The organism is Bdellovibrio bacteriovorus (assembly GCF_048286975.1).
Taxonomy (GTDB): Bacteria; Bdellovibrionota; Bdellovibrionia; order Bdellovibrionales; family Bdellovibrionaceae; genus Bdellovibrio; species Bdellovibrio bacteriovorus_H.
This window is the reverse complement of record NZ_JBLVRT010000001.1, coordinates 1,516,772-1,538,094: the sequence shown is the minus strand read 5'-3', so window position 1 is coordinate 1,538,094 and position 21,323 is coordinate 1,516,772. Positions and strand designations below refer to the sequence as shown.

Below are 21,323 nucleotides of genomic sequence, written 5' to 3'. Positions count from 1 at the left end.
CCATGCTTGTCACCCCCAAATCGACCCTGTTTTTTGCAAAGAACGAAGCCGGTGGTAAAGGCTTCAATCTCTATCTGATGTCCCAGGCCGGCTTGCCGGTTCCTGAATGGGTGGTTTTCGGCAAGCGCTACTTCCATGAATTCCTTCAGTCCGCGGACGTGAAAATCCGTCTGGAAGGAATTTTAGACCGCCTGCTTCGTCAGGAGCTGACACCCGCTTTGGCGGAAAAAGAAGTTTTAAATTTGTTTGAATCGACTCCCCTGCCGGCAACGGTTGAATCTTCTTTGGAAGAAGCCTTGCAGTCCCTGGGGTCTGACAAGGTCTTTTCCGTGCGTTCTTCCGCCGCGGACGAAGACAGTCTGTCGCATTCTTTTGCCGGACAGCTTTCAAGCTATCTGTATGTTTCTGGCAAAGCCGACATTCTGAAATACATTCGTCAGTGCTGGGCTTCGGCGTTTTCTGAACGCGGTCTGGTGTACCGCCTGGAAAACAAAATTGATCTTAAGAAAATCTCGGTGTCTGTGGTTCTTCAGCGCATGATTGACCCGGATAAATCCGGTGTTTTATTTACCTGTGACCCCGTGGCGAAAAAAACCGACACCTTCGTCGTTTCCTCGGTGTATGGCGTGGGCGAAGGCCTTGTTTCCGGAGCTCTGGATGCGGATTCGTTCTGGCTTGATGCCAAAAGCGGAAAGATGCTGCGTGAAGAACTGGTCGAGAAAAAAGAGATGATGAAAAAATCCGCTTCCGGTCATTGCGAAATGAAACCGGTCAGCGGGGATAAAGTGAACACCGCCTCTTTAAGCTCTGAAGAAATGAATGGCCTGTACCGCTTGGGACAGAAAATTCAGGAACAATACCACCGCCCTCAGGATATCGAGTGGGCCGTGGAAAGTGGCAAGATCTATATTCTGCAAACCCGTCCGGTCACAAGCCTTGATCAGGATCTGATTGGTTATCCGAATCTTTGGGACAACTCGAACATCATCGAATCCTATGGGGGATTGACGTCGCCACTGAGTTTCAGCTTCGCGCTAAGAAACTACAAAGCCGTCTATGTGCAGTTCTGTGAGGTTCTGGGGGTTCCCAACGACATCATCAAGGACATGGACTCGTACCTAAGCTATATGCTGGGGTCTTTGAACGGACGCGTTTACTATAATCTGTTTAACTGGTACAAGCTGGTCGGTGTCTTGCCGGGCTTTAAACAAAACCGCGAGTTCATGGAAACCATGATGGGTGTTTCTGAAGCACTCAGCGATGAAATCGCCAATCGTATCAAGCCCCATCCTTCCTGGGACACTCCGGTGGGCCGCCTGCGCAAGGCGATCACGGGCTTTAACTTTATCAAATACCACTTCACTATTCAGACAGTCGTTGATGACTTCCTGACCACCTTCCACAAGGACTATGACCGTTTCCGTGCCATGCCGCTAAAACGCATGCGCGGAGATCAGTTGATCCGCGTGTACATGGATGTGGAAAGAAACATGCTGGGCCGCTGGAAGGCGCCGATCATCAATGACTTCCTGTGCATGGTGCACTTTGGTCTTTTGCGCAAACTGACGACCACCTGGCTGAAGGAACTTGATTCCACCATTCAGAATGATCTTCTGGCTGGCGAAGGCGGACTGGAAAGTGCCGAACCCACCAAGGCGTTGTTGCGACTGGCAGCAAAAGCCAACCAGAATGAAGGCCTGCGCAAACTGATTGAAGAAACCGATCCGAAAGAAGGCCTTGAAGCCCTGAATCAGTCTCAATACACCGAGTTCTATAAGCTGGTGCTGGACTATCTGGATCGCTTCGGCTTCCGCTGCATGAGCGAAATGAAACTGGAGGAGATCGATCTTCTGACCGACCCAAGCTATCTGTTTGTGTGTCTGAAGAACTATCTGAAAGCCGGTCAGGTTGAGGCCCATGACGACACCCACGAAAAGAATCTGCGCCAGCAGGCCGAAGCCAAAGTGGCCGGGCATCTGACGGGAATAAAACAGAAAATCTATTTCTGGGTTCTGAAACACGCCCGCAAAGCGGTGAAAAACCGCGAGAACACGCGCTTTGCCCGCACCCGCATTTACGGGATTGCGCGCACGATCTTCCAGACTATCGGTGAAGACCTGGCATCTTTGGGTGCTCTGGAGAATCCACGCGATATCTTCTGGCTGACCATCGAAGAGGTCTTTGGGATTTACAACGGCACCCTGCCGTCATTCGATCTGAAAGCCTTCGTGGAACTTCGCAAGAAGGACTATGCCCGCTTCACCGAAGAAACCGACCCGCGTGTTATGACCCGTGGAGCGGTTTATTGGAACAACACATTTATCAAAGAAGAAGACCTGTCTCAGGCCAGCAGTGAAACTGGCGACTGGGATCTGAAAGGTCTGCCGTGTTGTCCGGGGGTGCTTGAAGGTGTGGTGAAAGTCATCATCAATCCAAGCGACAACCTGGATCTGAATGGCGAGATTCTGGTCACTGCCCGAACCGATCCAGGATGGGTTCCACTGTATCCGGCGATTTCAGGTCTGCTGGTGGAACGAGGAAGTCTGCTTTCGCATTCCGCCATCGTGGCCCGAGAAATGGGAATCCCGGCGATCGTCAGCATCCCAGGACTGACCAAGAAACTGAAAACCGGAATGCGCGTGCGGATTGACGCCAAAGCCGGAACCATCAAAATCCTGTCAGAATAGCGACGCTGCTTCAGCTTGCGCACCTGCTGGTGCTCCAGCACTGCCGGCGAAGCCGAAAAAAAAAGGGCTGCGAAATTTATCGCAGCCCTTTTGCTTTTTGGGGAAAGCATTTTTAGGGACTAAAGTTTCAAGGTACCAAGTTCAAACTGTTCAAGACCTTTGAAGATCATTTTCAGCTGATCAGAGAACACTGTGGACTTGCGGGAATCCAGATCCACCGTCGTGCAGGGAACTGCACCAACAAGTTTCTTCAAAACTTTACACTTCACAGTGGTGGAGCAACTGGTGTTGTTGCAGGCCACAGGTGTTCCATTAAAGAAGCTCAATGTCGGGTTGGTCATGAAAGCTTGAGTGTCAATAGCCTCAGAACAAGCTCTGCGGCGAACGCCGGACTTGTCAGAAGGACACATCCAGTCCTTCACCGCATCAATAATATCTGCACGGGAGGACTGCAAAGTCAGTGGCTTCACAGTTGGAGTTAACAATGTGAAGTGAATCATCGCTTGAGGAATCAAAGCATCTACCGGAGAGAACACTTTATAGAAACCCAAACCACGGCTGAATGTACCGAAGGAATCAACATAAGGAGAGTTTACTGGCTTCAAACGCAGACATTTTTTAGTCGTGCATTCCAGCGTCTGCTGGGTGATGCGGGACGTAGTGCCGATGCGAGTCAGGTTTTCTGGATAGTAGCCAACATCGTGATAGTACCAGTTGCCGTCAGTCATCATCTCTTGGAAATCAGAAGATGCGAAAGAACCAAACACCGGGCGACGCCACATTTTTGCCGCCGCCGGGGCCAACAGCCAACCCGAGTTGCAGGAATGGAACACCACAAAGGCATTCGGCGCCAAAACGCTGCCCAGTTGTGCGAACTCTTCGTCTTCATGATCCAAACGGTCTCGTTTGTCCTGAAGGCGGAAACCATTATAGGTATTGGCATGTCCATAGAACTGTAAAGAAGAAATCGGCGCATTCAAATACTGCAGAGCCAATACCAGGCGTTCTTTACCCAGATCGTCGTTGTCAGCCTTACGGAAGCCAAAGCCTGCATTAGCCAGCATCGCGCTTTCCGCGGACAGGGATTCATTCACCGCGCTGATAATCACGCGCTGTCTTTGTGGGAAACGGTCACGGGAGACTTTAGCGCCAATGATCGCGGACTGAAGGAACTGTGTCCCCTGATCATTACCAAATCCCGCTACAAATACGTCAGTAGGAACGCCTGCACGAAGCTTCGCCGGTTCAGAAGCAATCAGATAGGCCGCACTTTTTTGCGCCCAGGAACCCGCCACAAAGGCCAGAGCTCCCACAAGAAGCTTGAATTTCATTTAGACCTCACAAGTTAAAAACAGAGGCCACGTTCTACCACAAACACGAGGCGATCTGAACATTCTGTGATAATTCACAAAACCGCCTGAAAAGAGTTCAGTAAAACGTCACATTGTCAAAAACTTAGACAGCAAAGCCCGTTGTAAAGCCTGCGTTTTCCCTCTGAAATGGGCATAACTCTCGCACCTGTCCCCGTGTGACTTAAAAATGGAGATTATATGAAAATTCTGAAATCGCTTGTCCTTGTAGCTTTGAGTCTTTCCGCCGTGAACGCTTCCGCTTATGGCCTGGAGTGCACGACTCAGTCCCATATCATGGATTATTTAACTTTAGACCGCGATGGCGGTGAAGAAACCATCACTGTGAACTATCTGAGCGAGCAGAAAGAGCGCTTCCTGGTGATCAAGCACACCAACGATCACATCGTGGCAGTTAAAGGCCAAGTCAGCGAATCCAACCCTAATAAAGTGGAATTGCTGCTGGATGCCTCTGGAAACGGTCAAATGGCACTATACGGAAAAGTAGCCGATGTGAGCTGCAGCGAAAAATAAACCAAAAAAAGAGGGAACCTAGTGGTTCCCTTTTTTATTCTAAGATTTTCTAAAGATATGGAATTGGTACACGCCAGTTCCATCTTTGTTTTGAGCCCAGACATTCTTGTCGCCGAGCTCTTCCCACCCCTTCAGATCAATCGCCGTTGGCGCACGCATGAAGGATCGGATCACCATCTGGGTGCCGGCTTTGCTGTCTGTGTTCAGTCTTTGCAAAATCTGATTGGCATCACGCTGTTCAAGGTAAGAAATCGTGTCAGACAAAGAGATAAAGTCATAGGCATGCTTTGGCAGTTCTTCCAGAAGGTTGCCGTGCAAATAGCGCACTTCGGTTTTGGACTTCTTCACCGCCGCGACAATGTGTTCGTGCGCTTCCAAGGGAAGGCCTTCTTCATAGGCAATACGACCCAGGAAAAGGATCTGCATGAAATAGTTTTTGCGAACCAACTGCGTGCGGAAGATACGATCAAACTCTTCCATGATAAACTGCCACGGGGCCCGCTGCTCGGTTTTGTGATCGGCACGACCACTGAAGTGGCCTTTGTACAGATACTTGTTAAATACAAATTCACTGGCAGCTACACGGATGAAACTGTTCCAGCGGATTTTCGGCCAGTGCTTTTCATAAAGCTCGATTTGCTCGGACAAAGTTTGTGCGGCAAAGACCTTGCTGAAATCACACTGCAAGACATCACGGAAAAGATACCCCAGCTTCTGGAAATGGGATTCCCAGCGGCCCAACAGAATAAATCCACGCGGCTTCCAGCCTTCCACGCGATCTTGCCAGTAACTGGTGGCTGCAGCAGATAAGGTCAAACGCTTGAACAGCTCTTCACGACTGTCGCCTTCATCATGGCCGCCTTGTAAAGCCCCACGATAACCCATAAGGAACAGGTATTCCTCATAGGTCAAATTCTTCATGGCCTGCAGGCGCAGCTCGCACAGGTAAAGCTGACTGACCGACATGTCGATGACATCCAGATATTTCGGATTCTTTGCAATCAGCGGCAGACAGCGAGCCCCGGATCCGGCGATGCTGAATACGCGGTTGGCGCCTTCGGGCAACAGTTCAAATTCAATGCGCGTATCTTCGTTGGACAGGGTGTAGTTCAAATCAGAAAAGTATTCTTTTGCCATTGCTGACTCCCGTTAAAAAGGCAAACTGCCGGTAAATTCCAAACGCAAGCCGACGACATAACCGCCGGTGATTTCTTCATACATATCGTAAAGCCCGCCGTCTTTCCCCTGATAGCTCTGGGCAAAGATGGTGGAGGTAAAATAGTCCGTCCAGTTATAACCATAACTGGCGTTCATAAAAAGATCCTTGGTGGTGTCGTTCTGATAAAGCTGGAAAAACACGTCATGACGGTTTGGATTCCACTGCGCACTGACGTAATAAGACACTTGAGTTTGGGTCCCCGTCAGTGTGTTGACTTCATATGCCGTCACCTGTGGCAGCACCACCCAGTTCCCCAGGAACAGATCCATCCCCACCGTACCAAAGCTGCGATCACTTTTGATCGTGTCCGGCAAGGTGGTGTCGTCGACATAGCCGTACTCAAATTTGGGAACTGCGGTTTCAAAGGCATAGTTGGCGGTGAAACCATAGTGATTGCGATTCAGAATCTGCGCTGACACCAGCGACAGACCAAAACCTTTGACGTCCATCTTCAAACGGCCACCAAAACTGGTGTTTTTTTCTTCCACAGGCTCTGGTGCCGGGATGGGGTAGGTGGACTCTGCCACATCCCCGATTCCGACCAGATCCAAAGACCACGTTTCACGGGCATAAGAAAAAGACGCCCCGGTCGGATGAGTCAGCTGATCCTGGAACGGATCAAAGAACAATCTTGCCCAGCGACGGCCCGACCATACATCGAGAGAAGGCAGGGACCACATTTCACTCCAACGGATGGCCTGACGACCCACACGCACATAGAATGAATCCAGTTTGAATTCCAGATAGGCTTCCTGCAAGTATCCTTTGGACGGAGACCGGCGGATATAGGCCTGATCTTCATTGCCTTCAAAGTCGCCGAAGCCTTCAATGAAGATGCCGAAGGGCCCCAAGTTGCTGTTGAGTTTGCCTTTCAGAATCAAACGATTGGCAAGTTCGTCCTCCTGACCACGGATATACTCATAGCGAGGCGCAAACACCAGGTCTGCCCTCGCCCAAGGAGTCATCATCAGAAGCGTCAGAAGAACCAGAAATCTCACTTATTTCATGCTCTCCATATTGCGGACCGTGAAGAAGGAGTCACTGAAGTCCTTCTTGTCCATGGAAAGAATGCGGATGTAGCTGATTTGTTTGTTGGTGTCTTCGATTTTCAAAGTCGTTGGGCGAACTGCACCCGAGATGCTTTTATAGTCTTCAAAGCTTGCGCGCTTCAGGACCGTTTTACCGTTCAAACCCAGATATTCCGCACGCAATGGAGCAAAGCTCCCTTTCTTAAGCCACAGGCGAACCCACGCATAAGTCAGGTTGTCTTTATTGCCCTTCAAAAGCAGCTGAACTTCGTTGGCGTTTTCGCTTTCTTTGGTCACATCATAGTCACCATACCAGCGGGTGCGGGAAATATCCCCGTTCGCCACCTGACCGGAAAGCTTTTGCGCCAAAGAAAGGCGCATGGAACGCTTCAGATTCGGAACATAGGCATTGAAATCACGATCCAGCATCAGCATGTTGCGGCCCTTGTCGCGGGCCGGTTCTTTGGTGACGATCAGGGTTTTGTCCTGACCTTTCAAATAAACCTGGAACACCGAGGTGTTTTCAGAGGTCTCGACCTTGATTTTCATTTCATAGGATTCAGCAGGGTTGCGGATATTGTCCGCTTTTTTCACCCATTCAGCGGGATTTTCCGCCAGGGCATGCAAAGAGAATAACAAGCTGCTGATCGCCAAAAGTGTCTTCATGACATCTCCTTATTTTTTTCTTTTAGACAACGCCAGTTCACGGGTCAGTTCGATTTCCTTGTCAGTGATGATTCCGGTATGCCCCTGGATCGCCGCCAGTTTGACCCCGTGGCGTTTCGCCATCTGATATATCTGTTTTACTTTGTGCCACTCGATATCGCGGCCCATGGTGAACGGTTCATACTGACCTTCCAAAGTCAGCAGCGCTGTTTCCGCCAGACACGCATACACGGTGTTCCCCGGAAGACCCATATCAAAATTCATTTCCACTGGACCCGGCAAGACCACTTCACCGGATTCAATAATCAAAACATCCGGACGCTGTTTCGCATCTTCAATGTCGAAATCCAGAGGACGAGAACAATCACACACCACCGCGCCTGGCTTCAAGCGCATGACATCGACAATCTTGTGATCAAACGCCGAAGTCGCTGTCACCAGGACATCCGCATCCGCCGCCAGGTCATTGGCATCGGTGGTGATGATAACTTCACAGTTTGGTGACATCTGCTGGATTTCCTGGCGCAGCTCTTCCAGACGGTTGAGTCGTGGAGCCACCAGACAAAGGCGTTTAAAGATCATCGACAGCAACTTCGCCGAAACTTTACCGATGGAACCGGTCGCCCCGATCACCATCGCCATGCCATCGACATAGCCCGTGTTCGGATCCTGTTTCAACAGGCGCATTTTCTGCACCACATCGGCCAGGGCCCACAAGGTGGCCGAGGCACTGAGGCTGTTCCCGGTGGTGACGGGAATCGGGCTGTTTTGATTGATGGTGATTCCCTGATCGCCCACAATTTTCGTGTAAGCGCCAAGGCCGATCATTTTCGCCCCGCGATTGGCGGCATCGTAACAGATGCTTTCAATCTTGCGATAGATCACTTCCGGGTCCGAATTCTTCAGCACCTTCGGGGTCGCTGGCAAGGCATAGATAATCCCGTTGATTTCCTTGCCGTTGCTTTCACTGATGATGTGCTTGATATGACCATAGACGAACGGCGGCGCTTTCGCAGCCATACGGTCAAACGGATCATTCCAGGTTTTTGGCATGTGCTTCAGCACGCCCAGTCCCGGCACATGCATAAAGTCATTATGAGAAAGCGCATGAATCACGAAGGCAAAATCCGGCTCCGGCTGGCTGAAGACCTTATTTCGAACCGCATTGAAACCTTGAGAGATCTTTGTCTGCGTGGATGAGTTTCTGGTCATCACGTACTTGCGCGCCACCTGACGGATCTCGACGTCCTCGGTGATGAGCTGTTCCCATTCTTCGATGGACAAAGCCGCCGTGCGTTTGTGCGACAAGCGCAGCATGGCATCCAGAACGGAATAGTTCATGTACGGATGCACCCGGTAGTTTTCCGGAAACAGATTGATGATACTGCGTGGGGAATACTTTTTGGCTTCTTCCTCCATCGCCGGGTGCGCCGACCAGATCACCAGATCCTTGCCGCGCACAAAATCCGTCGCCTGATCGAACAAAAGCAACATCGGCAGATCACAGAACACGTACTGCACATTTTCAACCTGCGCGGCCAAAGAAGACCGGCTGATCTTTTGCATCTTGGTTTGCGCCAGCGGCGTGTTTCGCTTCATGTCTTTGATGTTCGCCACATTCAAAGCCAGCTTGGAAAGAGTCATCAAACCCGGGAAGGGCTGAATCATCCATGGCAGACCCAATAGCGAGTACGCATCGCCGATATAGACTGATTTGCGGTAACGGTGACGGATGTATTCTTCAAGCTCGGTGCAAAGAACAGCTGTTGGGAAGAACGTCCCGCGTTCCGGCTGAATGATGCCGGATTCGATATGTTTCACCAAAGAATTGATATTGGCGATTTCACGCAAACCCGTCCCGTCACATAGAGGCACCGGAGAAGGCGTTGCCATGATTTCCAGGTATTGCCGGTGAACGTAGCTTTTCTGATCCAGCTTGATCACTGGTGGCAAGCTGGTCAAGGCGAAGGCATCCACCTGATTGCGCAGGGTTTCGATCAGTCTGACAACCGCATCAACCGAGAAGTTGGCACTGAAGCGCTGAACTTCATAGTGATCCCCGGCAAAGTCAAATTCATAAGCGGCATCCCAGTGCGGGCGTCCGAAACTGATCTCAGCGATTCGATACGTACGCTTCATATCCGCTCCAGAATTTTTGTTCGTATTGGAAGAATTCAGGACACCATGTTTCACCCAGGATTTCCCGGGTGCTGGTGGTGTCATAAATCGGGAAGTTCATAAGATAATGCAGTTCTTCTTCCGGGAAACGTGCGATGAAACTGGAAAGCTTCAGCACCAGGGCTTCGGAAATCTTATCGACCAGGATCACTCCTTTGTGAGGAATTGCCTGGGACTTCAAGGCCGAAAGATAAAGATCACGAACCGCCAACCCCTGATTCGGGGTCACATGGAAGCTGTGATACCCCTGAGGTTTGGTCTGCACCGCCCACTCACAGAATTTCACAATGGCTTCAGCACACTTGTCGACCGGAACCAGCGGCAAACGGGTTTTGTCATTCCCCGGAAGAGGCAATGACGTCGGAATGGATTCAACCACCGAACGAATTTTATTAAACGCTTCCGCCGCATGATAGGGACCGTCAATGCGCTCAATGCTGCCGGTCTTGGTATCCCCGACCAAAACCCCCAGGCGCAGATTGATGCGACCCGTGGTGTGAACCATCGGCCAGTTTTGCAGGACTTGTTCGCCATGGGCTTTGGATTCCGAATAAGCATCCGGAAAAGTCTTTTGGAAGTTCAAATCGTTGGGTTTCACCACAGTCAAAGGGGAATTGATTCCCGCTGCCACGGTGCTGGTGTTTACGAAAAAGGGAATTTCAAGAGCTTCGGCGACTTTCAGAGCCGTGCCCATGGCCGAGATATTGTGTTGATAGCAATCCACTTTGGATGCGGTCAGCTCATACAGTCCAGCCATGTGCAGAAACAGGGCGTATTTCTTTTTGCGTAAAGCATCCAGATCCAGGCCTGCATTCCACTGACAAAGGTCCCCCTGGACTTCGGTCTTGCCTGAACGGGACAACACGTCCACTTCGAATTTTTCGCGAAGCAAAGGAATGACCCGTTTACCCAGGAAGCCTGTGCCTCCGGTAACGAGAATGCGTGGTTTGGTCACGATGACCTCCGAATAGAACTATTGTCGGACCATGACTGGCAGTCCGTGATGCAGGCAACGAACTGTGATTTCCTGAACATCTCTGAGAAGGATCTCGCCATCCCCAAAGAAAGTCAAAGCACGCTCGGGATTCTGGCTCTTTAGTCTGAACTCTTTGAGTTCAAAAGACTTAAAGACCGGAGATTTCTCGACGGAACCGCGACGAAGATGGTAAGCCGCCAAAGTGTGCCCAGGAATACTGTTGGTTTCAGAAAGCAGCAGGTTCACCGTGCCGTCTGTATTGGAGGTAAACGGCGCCGGGACAAAGCTGGATCCGATCTTTTGCTGATTGTTGATCAGAACGATCGGAGACGATGTTTCGACATTCACTTTTCCGGGAATTTCGATTTCCAGACCCCAGCCTTCAGGATTCCAGGTGCGAATCGCTTCGGCGGTCATCATGGAATAAACACTCGGCCCCATTTTTTTGACCGCGTGATAGCTTTTTTGTGCAAGGAAACGATAGGCTTTGGCAGACTTGGGACAGTTAGCCAGCGTCTGCAGATGAGAACGGAATTTATTGGCCAGTTCGGCCGCTTTGGCCGGAAGCCCCAAGCCTCCGTTAGTCAGCATGTAAGCGACTTGTTCACCCGAGCTGACTTCGATCACGTCGATGTTTTTCACAACACCTTCAAAGATGTTGCGAACCGCGGTATCAATTCTGGTGGATACACCGATTTCATGGGCCAGATCGTTCGCTGTGCCGGATCGAACGATGGCAATCGGAGGAATCTGCGCACCGTTTTGATATTTCATGATGGCCTGAATCGCCACATTGATAGTGCCGTCGCCACCGCAGATAATAAAGTAGTCCGTTTTCTTCGCTTGTTCTTCCTGAACAAAGTCAAACATCTCTGTCATCGTCGAAGGACGACAGAAACGCAGATCGCAACGGAAGAGCGCTTCACGCACTTTCGCCTCGATCAACTCTGCATTCACAGAGCCTGCTTTGGAATTAACAAGGACGGACACTCTCATATTATGGGTTCTCCGAGAGGACTATATAGCAAACCTCATACCCAAGTTGTATCAACCTGAGAAGCATTCAATTGGATCTCACAGGAATTAATCTGCCCCAAAACGTCATTTTGGCACCGCTGACCAAAAAGTGTTCACTTTGAGACAACACGCACTCAGATCTGCTGGCTACCATTACCGAAACGTCATCTTATGAGGACTCCTTGTATCTCGTGGAGCACTAAAAGCACCAAAAGTACTCTGATTATCTTGAGCGCTCTTTAACAAATCCCGAAAAGTATTATGAAACACGACGTAAAAACCTCGTAAACGGCACGTAGAAGGTACGCACTATGTTCAAGAAAACCTCAACTTCGCTCGCACTTCTCATTCTGGCCTTAACCACGTCGGCATGCACGATGAGTCTGGATCGCTTCGGCCAGCTTATTTCCCCATCCATCGGAGACGATGATCCAGCGCCTGCGGTCTCGGTTATTAAAGGAACCTTTCCTCTGGGACAACCGGCCTTCAATCTTCAGCACAAATCATTTTTGAGTGCCGCACCCGGAAACAAGTTTGTTGGTGCCTCTCTGTTTGACCACAAAATTTATGTTTTCACTGCAGAGGGAAAAACACTGAAAAGCATTTCTCTTCCTGTCGCCTCGAAGTGGCCGGATGGTGAAATAACCTCTTTGGGAGTGGACTCTACAGGCTTGATCTATGTTGGTCTTGTAGAAAGAAGCGGGGGCACCGCAGTTCGCGAATACATTCAAAAATACAATCTTGATGGAGTTTCTCAGGGTGTCTTTAAAGACTTTGTTCAAGAAGGCGGCACCTTCCCTTCTGCCCAAGACATTGCATTTGATTCTTCTGACAACGTTTATCTGGCTTTGAGCTATTTCTACCAGATTCGCAAATACAACAAAAGCACCGGCGCCCAAATGGCGGCTTACGGAGCCGGCACATCCGGCAGCGCTGATGGCGAATTTTGGGGTAACACCAAATTCACTCTTGATTCCTCTGGGAACGTTTATGTCGTGGATACCTGGTCAGATCGACTGCAAAAATTTCTGCCCAACGGAAGCTTCGACAGCAAGGTCACCTGGCCGACACAAATCCTGCCGGTCGCACCAGCAACGGTTGCATCCAGCAACGTCGCTGACCTGACACTTTTATCCAATGGCAACTTCCTGATCAGTCAAAGCGACAGCAACGGCTATCTTCTTTCATTTGATCCGACCGGAGCCTTGCTCTTTATCACTGATGGAAGCGCCGGAGCCACACAGTTCACGAGCAGCCCCGTTGTCTTTGCCGAAGCTGGAAATGAAGTCTATGTCATGAACAGTTCTACAACCCGAGTTTACAACAAAACCACCGGAGCTTTGGCCCGCAAATATGATCCCACCTTGTCAAATGCACTTGGACTGGCCCGAGACACCCTGGGTAACACTTATGTCAGCGATATGGGTGGCATCAAGCGCTTTGACACTACTGGGTTCAGTGACCTGTCCTTTGCGGCAGGCACTATGATGTACGATATCGACATCGACAGTCAGGGGATCATATATGGTTCAAACCTGCTTACCGGTAAGATCATGAAGTACAATCCGGACGGAACATCGGCTGGCGAGATCACTCCAACAGGCACAACGTACTTCCTGGATATCGTTTACGACAAAACGCTGGAAGCCGATGTTATCTATCAGACAGATGCCACCAATGGTGTAATTCGAAAGCTCACCACAGCGGGAGTGGAAATTGGAACCATTGGAGCAGGACAGATCATTTCACCCATCAGTGTTGCGGCAACGAGTGATGGTGGTGTGATTGTTTCAGATGCACAAAATACGGGTCCAGGCGCCCCATTCCGCGCATTGGTGAAAATCAACCCGGATAACAGTGTAGCTTGGACAATCTTGCCGGGTGCCGCAGGTAATATCACCACCATCTTCGGCATTGCCGTAGACAAAGACGGCAGTATTTTAGCAGCGGATGCCGCTGGAAATAAAATCGTTCGCTTCTCTGCTGACGGCGCGCACATGACCACCTATGGTCAGGCCGGTGCTGCCGCGGGCGAGTTTGCAATGCCAGTCGACATCATGGTCGACGCTGGCAGCAACTTCTATGTTTCAGAGGCCGGCAACAGCCGGGTGCAGAAATTCAGCTCATCTGGAGTCGTGCAGGCAGAATAAAAAAAGCGGCTTAAAAAGCCGCTTTTTTCGTTTTATGTGGAACGCAGAAGTTCCGGAATTGATTTCTTCAACAGCTTTTGGACCGGCCACAAGCTTGCCAGAACCGTCGCGATCATCGGCAAGAGCAAAGCCTGCAGATAGTGGCTGGGCTGAATATCCAGGAACACAAAGAACTGACGAGTGATCCCTGGGGCCGGTGGCATCGGAATCCCCTGACGAAGCAAGGTCGCATCCACCAAAATCGCAATACAAATCCCCAGGAAGCCGCCCAAAATGCCGAGCAAGCTGTTTTCGATCATCAGGATCTTGAACAAGCGACTGCGTTTTTCTCCGTTCGCACGCAACGCTCCCATCTCCCCCGCTCTTTCCAGCAAGCCTGTGGAAATCACATTGAAAATCCCCATCGCCACAATCACCAGAATGATCGAACGGATGAACGAGAACTGCGCATTCAGGAAGTCCACCGAGTTCTGATAGTAATTTTTATCCAGAATCTCAAACGGCACAGCTTCCAAAGACGGATTGGCTTTGCGCAAATCCGCATCCACAGCCTTCCACGCCTCAACCCCTTTTGTCGCCAGCGAGAACATCTCGACACGAGTGGTATCAAGCAGCGCCTGCGCCTGCTTCAAATCCACACGATAGAAGGAATCATCGATGACTTTTTTACCCGTGAAGAAGATCCCCGCCACCGTCAGGTCCGCCCCGTTCAGCTGACCATTCACCGTCTGGGTCAGCAAAGTCACCACATCACCCGTTTTTGCGTCGATGCTTTCTGCCAGGCCTTTTCCAAGGATGATCTGATCCTGACCTTGCAGGTCATGGCCTTCGATAAAGTTCATTTCAGTGAAGAACTTGTTTTCACGCTCTGGAATCACGCCCTCACCTTTACCGCCCAGGGTGATGCCACCTTTGACGATGAAAGAATAGAAGGACACACGCGGGAAGACTTCGGTGACAGAAGCAGAACTGCGAATCTGCTTTTCGATTTCATCGGCGTTTTCAAACCACAATTTCCACGGGGTTTCGTGAACTTTACCGAAGTAATTCTGCGGGAACACCTGACCGTAACCATAGTATCCATGAATCACGTTTTCACGGTACTGATTCATAACCCCGGTGTTAAAGCCCTGATAGATCAACAAACCTGCAGCGCCCAAAGCCACCGTACAAAGACTGGCCCACGTGCGGCGAGGATTTCTGAACAGATTGCGCCAGGAGATTTTCAACAGTTCCAACATTATTTAGCCTCCTGGTTTTTCGTGTTGTCGATCATGCCGTCTTTCATGCGATAAACGGATTTGGCGAAACTCACCAGGTGCGAATCGTGAGTCGAGAAAATGAAACTGGTGTTTTCAGACTTCTGCAGTTCTTTGAAGACGTTGATGGTTTTTTCTGCGGTCACCGAATCCAGATTCGCCGTCGGTTCATCAGCCAGTACCACCGCAGGCTTTTTGGCAATCGCTCGCGCAATAGCCACACGCTGACGTTGACCACCGGAAAGTTCCAGCGGTTTTTTCTTGGCGTGATCGGCAAGACCCAACAGATCCAAGGTTTCCATCGCCACCTTGTGGGCGTTGGCGTGGTTGTAACCCAAAGAAGGCAGGAAATAAGACGTATTTTCAAGCACCGTCAACGTCGGGATCAAATAGAAAGACTGGAAGATGAATCCAACCTTGTGCAGGCGCACGTTTTCTTTTTCAGATTCAGGAAGATGAGTGACGTCTTCACCCGCGAACTCAAGGTGTCCATTGCTGGGAGTATCAATCAAACCCAAAAGATTCAGCAAAGTGGTTTTACCCGTTCCGCTCGGACCCACGATGCAGGTGAAACAGCCTTTTTCCAGTTCCAGATCAATGCCTTTTAGAACTGGCACTTGTTTGCCGTTCCAAAGGTATGAATATTCCAGGCCCTTAAGACGATACAGAGCACTCATGTTGCTGACTCCTTGAAGTTAAAGATAGAAGCGGAAGCCGATGGCGATAAAGGCGCCGGACAGATTCAAGTCACGCTGCTCGCCCGCAGCCGTGGTGACTTTGTCACCGCTGCTCACCGGACCCTTAAAAGTGGTGACAGATTTCGTGTATTCCAGATTTTCGATATTCAACTGCCGATAGCCCATTTCCACAACAATGGTGGTGGTGTCGGTCAAAAGACCTTCATAACCCAAAGAGGCATTCAGCAAAGTGCCGGAGCCTTTGGCTTCAACATCATGGTTGGAAACACCCGGGAAAGCTGTCTGCCCGTCGGTCGTCAGGGTGTAGCTGTTCTTCATGGTCACACTGGCAGCGCCCACACCCAAAGCCACAAAGGAGCGGGATCTGGCGTTGCTTTGCAAATTGAATTCAACGCCAAGCTTCGGGGCATAGCCCAGAATCTGACTGTCGGCGGTATACAGTTCTGTTTCAGAAGCGTTGGTCGCCGAAGAGCCTTCAATCGCGCTGGGCCTGATGATCTCAAGACCGAAACGCAAACTCATGTACTGGCGCGTATACAGGAAACCGAACTCGCCGCTGTAATTGTAACCGGAACCACCGCTGTAACTTAAACCGGTGGCTTCACCGTCGAAGGCTCCCGTACCAATCGCGGAAGGCCCCGCCGACACGTCAAAGTAGGCGGCGAAAGTTTCGTTGTTGATATTGAAAACACGGGCCTGCGCCGAAGTTGCAGAAATCAGCAGTGCCGCGAAAAGAAGTCCCCGCACGATCACGACTACTCCGTGATCAGGTCAATGACGACCTTGCTGGTGCTTTTTTTACCCGCGACCTGATAGACACGAACTTTGGTGTTCTTTTTCAGATCCAGAGTCAGATTCAAAGAACTGTCGACAGGATCCAGGCTCATGTTGGTTTTCACCACGGCCAAAGAACCTTTCAGTCTTTCGGTCAGACGTTTTTGATCGATATTGGCATTCGGCATCTGAGCAAAGTCCACCACCAGACGCTGAGGATTTTTCTTCAGCTCTGCATAGTAATAACCCGGCCAGCCGCGCAGCATGCCGCCGTTGATATCACCGACATCAATCACGATACGCTCGACTTTTTTTCCCGCATCCGCAGTACGGCGAACATCCATCAAGGTGAAACCGGTTCCGGCAAGACCACCGAAACTGACACCTTCACCAGAAAGAATTTTGGAAGCAGCAGGTTTGCTTTGTTGTTTGGAGATGGCTGCTTGAGCAGGCAAAGCCAATAGAGCGGCCAATACACATCCAATGTACTTCATCATGATCGACTCCTTTCGAACACATCCCTTAAGCCTAAAGGGGAACACCCCTTCTGCCAACCCTAAATCCCCATTTTTACCCCCCTCGCCCCGTCTCAAACCTGGAACCTTTCGCGGCGCAGGGTGACGCTTTTGGGCCCTGCTTTTGTAAAAACGAGCCCTGAAATCGAATATAAGGCTCCTGAATAAAAACTCATAAGGCACAGAACTTGGAGTCCTAGGCATTGTTGAAAGATTTTTTAACCTTGGAGTGCTTTATGAAAAAGCTCATAACATTGGTTCTGACGGTATTTGCGTTGGCAGCCTGCCAACCGGATAACAACGGTGGAAACAACACCGTGACTAACCCCGGTCAGATTGCGACCACACCGTTGCAGCTAAACTGCATCAACGGAACTTCGTATTGTAATAACACCGCTTATTACAACTATTCGGGTTTCATCCCTTATCCAGGCCTGTACAACTATGCCTACAACTATTCGACTATCTTTGCTCAGCAAGGGTTCTGTGGTTGTCCGAATGGGTATCTGCCAACTTACAACGGCACATTTGGTTTGGGCTGCGTTCAGCAACAGCTGATCACCCCTTACTGGAATGACTATTTCTTCTGGTCTTACGGATACGGCTGGGGCTTCGGCTACATGTCCATTCCGTCAGCTCCGCAGATGACGATCAATCATCCGCAGTATTCCAATATTCCAACGAATTCTAACAGCTTCTCCAGCTGCTCTCAGACCCTCACTCAGAGCTGCGTTTTGAGCCAAGGGAACACTTGCGGTGTCGGGGCGACATGCCGTCAAGTTCTGTCCGGTTCGAATCTTGGAGTTTGTGTTAAAAACTAGAGAGGCGCGGCACTTCTCGACCGTTTTAACGGACTAATATGCCGCATCATACGCCCCCTTTGGAATAACCACCAAAGGGGGCTTTCCATTTTTACCCGAAGAGAATTTTAGACGGCGGCCTTGGGGAGAGGGGGAAGGCTTTCTTGGAGCACGGGCTCCTGCCCTCTGCCGGCGCTCGCTTCGCGACCATCCCTGGGCCGGAGGCCCCAATAAAGCCTCCCCCCTCTCCCCAATGCCTCTTTCCCGGCTTGTTCGGGTAAAAAACTTGAAATCCCCCTTTGCTGGTCACTCCTGCATTATTCACGGTCCTCACAGTTTGGGCGCTGGGTGGTCTTTTCGTCGGGGTTTGGGAGTTAAAAAGTACTGTCGTTTGACCCGTCTGGTGGCGTCGGGTTGAGTCATTTTTTTATCCGGGTTTTTCGCTTTATTTCGCAGGGGTTTCATGGAAGAAAAGAAGGGTGTTTTTACTCTATCCATGGAGGTTCCTATGAATACGACTAATCCTCTTTTGCAACCCTTCAAAAACAAAGATCAGGCAGTGCCTTTTGATTTGATCAAAGTTGAGCACTATGTGCCGGCGGTTGAAGAAGCCATCAAGATGGCTAAAGAAAATGTGGCTAAAATCAAAGCCAATCCGGCGGCTCCGGATTTTGAAAATACCATTGTGGCTTTGGAAGCGGCCAGCGTTCATGCTGATCAGATTTCCACGATCTACAGTAACCTGGAAGTGGCTCATGCGGATGAAGCGCTTCAGGCTTTGGCTAAAGATATTTATCCGATGCTGACGGCTTTAAGCTCTGACATCTCTTTGGATTCTGAGATCTTTGCGCGTGTGAAAGCTGTTTATGACAAGCGTGAATCTTTGAACCTGAATCTGGAACAGACTCGTTTGTTGGAAAAGACTTACTTGTCGTTCACTCGCAATGGGGCTTTGTTGAATGCGGCTGACAAAGAGACCCTTCGTCAGATCGATCAGGAGCTTTCTGTTCTTGGTCCGAAATTCTCTGAGAACGTTTTGAAAGCGACCAATTCTTTCGAAATGCTTTTGGATAAAAAAGAAGATGTTGATGGTTTGCCTGAAGGCACACTTGAAGGTGCGGCGGCTTTGGCGAAAGCCAAAGGTCACGACGGCAAGTGGATGTTCAATCTGCAGATCCCTTCTTACCTTCCGTTCATGACTTATGCAAAAAACCGCGCGCTTCGCGAGAAAATGTGGAGAGCGTTTTCTTCCAAAGCCTTCAAAGGTGAATTCGACAATCAGGCCAACGTTCTGAAAATTGTTGAGCTTCGTGACAAGCGCGCGAAAGTTTTGAAATTCACCACGCATGCTGATTTCGTGTTGGCAGAGCGTATGGCGAAAAACCCAAAAACTGTTATGGACTTCCTGAACAAACTTCTGGCGGCTTCCAAGAACGCGGGCCTGAAAGACGTTCAGGAACTGACAGAGTTCGCGAACAAGCTGGATGGCCTGAAAGAGATCAAACCTTGGGACGTGGCTTATTATTCTGAAAAGCTGAAGGAAGAGCGTTACGCTTTCAACGAAGAGGACCTGCGCCCTTACTTCAAACTTGAAAACGTGGTTGAAGGTGTGTTTGCTCACGCGAAGAAGCTTTACGGCCTGACGTTCAAAGAAAACAAAGAAATCCCGGTCTATCACCCGGAAGTGAAAGCTTACGAGATCTATGAAGATGCTTCTGGCAAATACATGGGTCTGTTCTATACGGATTACTTCCCGCGCGAGACCAAAAAAGGCGGCGCTTGGATGACTCAGTTCCGTTCACAGGGTCTGATCGACGGCGAAATGAAACGCCCGCACGTCAGCATCGTGTGCAACTTCACGCAGCCGACTCCGACCAAGCCGTCACTTTTGACGTATGACGAAGTTCGCACGCTCTTCCACGAATTCGGTCACGCTTTGCACGGTATGCTGTCTGAGTGTACATATCCTTCCCTGAGCGGTACCAATGTCTATTGGGACTTCGTGGAGCTTCCTTCCCAGATCATGGAAAACTGGGTGGGTGAAAAAGAGGGCCTGGACATCTTTGCCCGTCACTACGAAACCAACGAACCAATGCCGGCGGAGCTGATCGAGAAATTGAAACGCTCCCAGAAATTCCAGGCGGGTTACATGTCCTGCCGTCAGTTGCAATTCGGTCTGATGGATATGGCATGGCACTCAACCGATCCGGGCACTATCAAGGACGTGGATGCGTTTGAAGAGCTGGCAACGGCCGAAACCCGTCTGTTCCCGAAAGTGGATGGCGCGAATTCCTCTTGCAGCTTCGGCCACATCTTTGCTGGCGGTTATTCTGCGGGTTATTACTCTTACAAATGGGCAGAGGTTCTGGATGCGGATGCCTTTGAGTACTTCAAGGAAAAAGGCCTGTTCAATCAGGAAGTGGCCAAGAAGTTCAAAGACAACGTTCTGAGCCGTGGTGGCACCGAGCACCCGATGGATTTGTACAAGAAATTCCGCGGCCGTGAGCCGGATCCAAACGCTCTTTTGCGTCGTGATGGACTGATTTAATGAAGAAGAGTTCGATGGACAAAGAACACAAACAGAGCAAGCTGGTTTTGAAAGAAAACGGCAGCATTGGTTTGGTCTATCGCCTGGAGACTGCGCAAGCGGTCTCTTTGGCTAAAAAGGTCGCGGAGTTTTTGAAAGAACGCGGCTTTGACGTCTTCACCTGCCCTGATCAGAAAGTGGTTGCGGGCACGAAGGCGGCGAAAACCAAAAAGCACATGGACGATCTGAAACTTGTGATCGTTCTTGGCGGTGACGGAACCTACTTGCGTGCCGTTCGTTTGCTGGAAGGTCGCAGTGTTCCTATTCTGGGCTTTAACATGGGCTCTTTGGGGTTCCTGACGGCTCACAGTGCGGATTCCTGCTTTGATATCATCGAAAAAACTCTGGAAGGGAAAATGGTTCAGCGTCCGCGCTCCATGATCTATTCCAAAATTCTGCGCAAGGGAAAGGTTCGTGCCGAGTACCATGCGCTGAACGACATGGTGATTGAAAGGGGCTCGATGTCCCAATTGATCAACACGGCGATTTATTCTGAAAAGTTCCTGGTAAGTCAGGTGAAGGCCGATGGTTTCATCGTGGCCAGCCCTTCGGGTTCCACGGCGTACAATCTGGCAGCCGGTGGCCCTATCTGCCATCCGGAATCCCCGGTGTTTGTAGTGACTCCGGTGGCGCCGCACAGCCTGACTTCCCGTCCGTTGTTGTTCCCGGATGACCGGGAGCTTTCTTTCCGTCTGGAGGGTAAAACCCAGAAGGCCCACTTCATCGTGGACGGACAGAAGATGACGGAACTGACGGCCGATGACGAAGTCATCATCAGCCGTTCCTGTTATGACCACTGGATGGTTCGTGAAGCCAATCACAACTATTTCCATTTACTGCGCGAGAAACTGAAATTCGGCGATCGAAACTGAGCTTAAGGAAAGAT

At 50.3% G+C, this 21,323-nt stretch carries 17 protein-coding genes; 6 read left to right on the top strand and 11 right to left on the bottom strand.

Features of this window, described 5'->3' with window-relative positions; all coding sequences use genetic code 11:
* Positions 1–2 precede the first annotated feature (2 nt).
* The gene (locus ACNQKP_RS07565; protein ID WP_417863885.1) at positions 3–2,687 is read left to right on the top strand and encodes a phosphoenolpyruvate synthase; all 2,685 of its coding nucleotides are present in this window, start codon (positions 3–5) and stop codon (positions 2,685–2,687) included.
* A 119-nt stretch (positions 2,688–2,806) separates the two neighbouring features.
* Here ACNQKP_RS07565 and ACNQKP_RS07560 read toward each other — a convergent pair whose 3' ends face one another.
* Positions 2,807–4,018, bottom strand: coding sequence for a hypothetical protein (locus ACNQKP_RS07560; RefSeq protein WP_417863883.1), 1,212 nt, complete (start codon positions 4,016–4,018; stop codon positions 2,807–2,809).
* Positions 4,019–4,237: 219 nt separating this feature from the next.
* Here ACNQKP_RS07560 and ACNQKP_RS07555 point away from each other — a divergent pair, with 219 nt between their 5' ends.
* Positions 4,238–4,570 (top strand): hypothetical protein, encoded by a 333-nt coding sequence (locus tag ACNQKP_RS07555; protein ID WP_417863882.1) that lies wholly within the window; start codon positions 4,238–4,240, stop codon positions 4,568–4,570.
* A 39-nt stretch (positions 4,571–4,609) separates the two neighbouring features.
* On the opposite strand, the gene ACNQKP_RS07550 is transcribed toward ACNQKP_RS07555, so the two are convergent.
* From ACNQKP_RS07550 to ACNQKP_RS07525, 6 genes are read right to left on the bottom strand one after another with little or no spacing between them, the layout of a single operon-like run.
* Complete coding sequence (locus ACNQKP_RS07550; RefSeq protein WP_417863881.1) at positions 4,610–5,707, bottom strand: BtaA family protein; 1,098 nt, start codon at positions 5,705–5,707, stop codon at positions 4,610–4,612.
* Between the two features lie 12 nt (positions 5,708–5,719).
* Complete coding sequence (locus ACNQKP_RS07545; RefSeq protein WP_417863880.1) at positions 5,720–6,787, bottom strand: hypothetical protein; 1,068 nt, start codon at positions 6,785–6,787, stop codon at positions 5,720–5,722.
* The gene (locus tag ACNQKP_RS07540) at positions 6,788–7,483 is read right to left on the bottom strand and encodes an outer membrane lipoprotein-sorting protein (protein WP_417863879.1); all 696 of its coding nucleotides are present in this window, start codon (positions 7,481–7,483) and stop codon (positions 6,788–6,790) included.
* 9 nt (positions 7,484–7,492) lie between these two features.
* Positions 7,493–9,622, bottom strand: a complete 2,130-nt coding sequence (locus ACNQKP_RS07535) for a dehydrogenase (protein ID WP_417863878.1) — start codon at positions 9,620–9,622, stop codon at positions 7,493–7,495.
* Entirely contained in the window at positions 9,597–10,616 is a 1,020-nt protein-coding gene (locus ACNQKP_RS07530) for an SDR family oxidoreductase (RefSeq protein ID WP_417863877.1), read from the bottom strand. Before ACNQKP_RS07530 ends, ACNQKP_RS07535 begins: the two co-directional genes overlap by 26 nt.
* A gap of 18 nt (positions 10,617–10,634) precedes the next feature.
* On the bottom strand, positions 10,635–11,633 hold the full coding sequence (locus ACNQKP_RS07525) for a diacylglycerol/lipid kinase family protein (RefSeq protein WP_088564328.1): 999 nt from the start codon (positions 11,631–11,633) through the stop codon (positions 10,635–10,637).
* 332 nt (positions 11,634–11,965) lie between these two features.
* On the opposite strand from ACNQKP_RS07525, the gene ACNQKP_RS07520 reads away from it, so the two are divergent.
* Positions 11,966–13,804 (top strand): NHL repeat-containing protein, encoded by a 1,839-nt coding sequence (locus tag ACNQKP_RS07520; protein ID WP_417863876.1) that lies wholly within the window; start codon positions 11,966–11,968, stop codon positions 13,802–13,804.
* Positions 13,805–13,836: 32 nt separating this feature from the next.
* On the opposite strand, the gene ACNQKP_RS07515 is transcribed toward ACNQKP_RS07520, so the two are convergent.
* The 4 genes from ACNQKP_RS07515 to ACNQKP_RS07500 are packed head-to-tail and all read right to left on the bottom strand — an operon-like array spanning position 13,837 to position 17,032.
* Entirely contained in the window at positions 13,837–15,045 is a 1,209-nt protein-coding gene (locus ACNQKP_RS07515) for an ABC transporter permease (RefSeq protein ID WP_038448337.1), read from the bottom strand.
* A complete protein-coding gene (locus ACNQKP_RS07510; RefSeq protein WP_417863874.1) occupies positions 15,045–15,740 on the bottom strand; it encodes an ABC transporter ATP-binding protein in 696 nt (231 codons plus the stop codon). The genes ACNQKP_RS07515 and ACNQKP_RS07510 overlap by 1 nt, the downstream gene beginning before the upstream one ends.
* 18 nt (positions 15,741–15,758) lie before the next feature.
* On the bottom strand, positions 15,759–16,514 hold the full coding sequence (locus ACNQKP_RS07505; protein ID WP_417863872.1) for a hypothetical protein: 756 nt from the start codon (positions 16,512–16,514) through the stop codon (positions 15,759–15,761).
* Positions 16,515–16,516: 2 nt separating this feature from the next.
* Positions 16,517–17,032 (bottom strand): hypothetical protein, encoded by a 516-nt coding sequence (locus tag ACNQKP_RS07500; protein ID WP_417863871.1) that lies wholly within the window; start codon positions 17,030–17,032, stop codon positions 16,517–16,519.
* Positions 17,033–17,286: 254 nt separating this feature from the next.
* Between ACNQKP_RS07500 and ACNQKP_RS07495 the strand changes: the two genes are divergently transcribed.
* The 3 genes from ACNQKP_RS07495 to ACNQKP_RS07485 all read left to right on the top strand — a co-directional run bounded on the left by ACNQKP_RS07495 (position 17,287) and on the right by ACNQKP_RS07485 (position 21,309).
* Positions 17,287–17,871, top strand: a complete 585-nt coding sequence (locus ACNQKP_RS07495; RefSeq protein WP_417863869.1) for a hypothetical protein — start codon at positions 17,287–17,289, stop codon at positions 17,869–17,871.
* Between the two features lie 487 nt (positions 17,872–18,358).
* The gene (locus tag ACNQKP_RS07490) at positions 18,359–20,398 is read left to right on the top strand and encodes a M3 family metallopeptidase (protein WP_417863867.1); all 2,040 of its coding nucleotides are present in this window, start codon (positions 18,359–18,361) and stop codon (positions 20,396–20,398) included.
* Positions 20,398–21,309: an NAD(+)/NADH kinase gene (locus ACNQKP_RS07485; protein ID WP_088564320.1), complete on the top strand. Its 912-nt coding sequence runs from the start codon at positions 20,398–20,400 to the stop codon at positions 21,307–21,309. Before ACNQKP_RS07490 ends, ACNQKP_RS07485 begins: the two co-directional genes overlap by 1 nt.
* Positions 21,310–21,323 lie beyond the last annotated feature (14 nt).

Coding starts and splice junctions, on each gene's coding strand:
- ACNQKP_RS07565 (WP_417863885.1), top strand. CDS start 3: ATGCTTGTCACCCCCAAATCGACCCTGTTTTTTGCAAAGAACGAAGCC.
- ACNQKP_RS07560 (WP_417863883.1), bottom strand. CDS start 4,018: ATGAAATTCAAGCTTCTTGTGGGAGCTCTGGCCTTTGTGGCGGGTTCC.
- ACNQKP_RS07555 (WP_417863882.1), top strand. CDS start 4,238: ATGAAAATTCTGAAATCGCTTGTCCTTGTAGCTTTGAGTCTTTCCGCC.
- ACNQKP_RS07550 (WP_417863881.1), bottom strand. CDS start 5,707: ATGGCAAAAGAATACTTTTCTGATTTGAACTACACCCTGTCCAACGAA.
- ACNQKP_RS07540 (WP_417863879.1), bottom strand. CDS start 7,483: ATGAAGACACTTTTGGCGATCAGCAGCTTGTTATTCTCTTTGCATGCC.
- ACNQKP_RS07535 (WP_417863878.1), bottom strand. CDS start 9,622: ATGAAGCGTACGTATCGAATCGCTGAGATCAGTTTCGGACGCCCGCAC.
- ACNQKP_RS07525 (WP_088564328.1), bottom strand. CDS start 11,633: ATGAGAGTGTCCGTCCTTGTTAATTCCAAAGCAGGCTCTGTGAATGCA.
- ACNQKP_RS07520 (WP_417863876.1), top strand. CDS start 11,966: ATGTTCAAGAAAACCTCAACTTCGCTCGCACTTCTCATTCTGGCCTTA.
- ACNQKP_RS07515 (WP_038448337.1), bottom strand. CDS start 15,045: ATGTTGGAACTGTTGAAAATCTCCTGGCGCAATCTGTTCAGAAATCCT.
- ACNQKP_RS07510 (WP_417863874.1), bottom strand. CDS start 15,740: ATGAGTGCTCTGTATCGTCTTAAGGGCCTGGAATATTCATACCTTTGG.
- ACNQKP_RS07500 (WP_417863871.1), bottom strand. CDS start 17,032: ATGATGAAGTACATTGGATGTGTATTGGCCGCTCTATTGGCTTTGCCT.
- ACNQKP_RS07495 (WP_417863869.1), top strand. CDS start 17,287: ATGAAAAAGCTCATAACATTGGTTCTGACGGTATTTGCGTTGGCAGCC.
- ACNQKP_RS07490 (WP_417863867.1), top strand. CDS start 18,359: ATGAATACGACTAATCCTCTTTTGCAACCCTTCAAAAACAAAGATCAG.
- ACNQKP_RS07485 (WP_088564320.1), top strand. CDS start 20,398: ATGAAGAAGAGTTCGATGGACAAAGAACACAAACAGAGCAAGCTGGTT.